Here is a 559-nt window from a genome sequence, read left to right as displayed (position 1 = left end):
GTTCAACTATACCATGCGCGACACCGGAGGCCTCACTTCGACCACCACGCTCACCGTCACCATCCATGGCGCTGACGATACCCCGGTGCTCGCGAGTCAGACCGCCAACCAGAACGCGAGGGTCGGGTCGTCCTTCTCGCTGGTGCTGCCCACCAACACCTTCACCGACGTCGATGCCGGCGACACCCTGGCCTATACGGCAACGTCCGCCGACGGTACTGCCCTGCCCACCTGGCTCGCGTTCAACGCATCCACACGCACATTCAGTGGCACGCCGACGGCTGCCAATATCGGCACTGCCAGCATCAAGATCACGGCCACCGACCTTGCGGGCGCTCCCATCAGCGAGACCTTCAATATCGCCGTCGGCTCGTCGAACGCTGCGCCGACGGCGGTCGCCGACGTCGCCGACGCCACCGAGAAGGGCGGCATTGCCAATGGTTCAGGCGGCTCGCCCGCCACCGGCAACGTCCTCACCAACGACACAGATCCCGACACCGGCGACACCAAGACCGTCACCGCCGTCAGCGGCGACACCAAGACCGTCACCGCCGTCAGC

Annotated in this window: 1 protein-coding gene; it reads left to right on the top strand. The window is 66.0% G+C overall.

What is annotated here, in order from left to right:
• Positions 1-559, top strand: a 559-nt coding sequence (locus tag AB4Z51_RS45055) for a putative Ig domain-containing protein (protein WP_441499787.1), incomplete at both ends; no start/stop codon positions are given.

Origin of the sequence: Bradyrhizobium sp. 2TAF36, from assembly GCF_052114925.1 — a bacterium.
Taxonomy (GTDB): Bacteria; Pseudomonadota; Alphaproteobacteria; order Rhizobiales; family Xanthobacteraceae; genus Bradyrhizobium; species Bradyrhizobium barranii.
The sequence above is the reverse complement of the archived record's forward strand: the minus strand, read 5'-3'. Positions and strand labels throughout refer to the sequence as shown.